The 489-nt window shown below is 53.2% G+C and carries 1 protein-coding gene; it reads left to right on the top strand.

Translation table 11 applies throughout. The annotated features are described in order from the left end of the window. Positions 1 to 489: MFS transporter (locus tag EDM56_RS30905; RefSeq protein ID WP_122921746.1), on the top strand; the 489-nt coding region annotated here is incomplete at both ends.

The raw sequence follows: 489 nt of genomic DNA on the forward strand, positions 1-489 counted from the left end.
GCGATGGGAAGCGTGATTTTTGCCTATACCGTGCCAGGGCTTATTTCCGGCTTACTTGCAGGGGTGCTGCTTGATCGGTTCGATCGCAGAAAGCTAATGATCGCTGATAATGTGTTGCGAGGCCTGTTGTTTCTGCTGCTCGTGTTGCTTTTGGCAAGCGACCGTGTCTGGATTGGCTGGGTGTATCTTACGGTCGTGTGCGCGGGCATGCTTTCCCCGATCAGCACACATGGTGCTTCCGTGCTGCTACCGCAATTCGTGGCAGACAAAAACTTGCTGACCAGAGCCAATAGCTTGATGGAAGCGCAGTGGCAGATCGTGTATTTGGGTGGGCCAGCACTTGCAGGCGTTTTGATCGCTTGGATCGGGGAAAGCGCCGTTTTGCTGATCGATGGATGCAGTTTTTTCATCTGTGCTTTCTGTTTCTGGAAGCTGCGTTTGCAGCCGGTCGAAGTGGACGGACAGGAGATGGTAGAGGAAAAGAAAGGC

The sequence above is a fragment of the Brevibacillus fluminis genome, assembly GCF_003710825.1.
Taxonomy (GTDB): Bacteria; Bacillota; Bacilli; order Brevibacillales; family Brevibacillaceae; genus Brevibacillus_D; species Brevibacillus_D fluminis.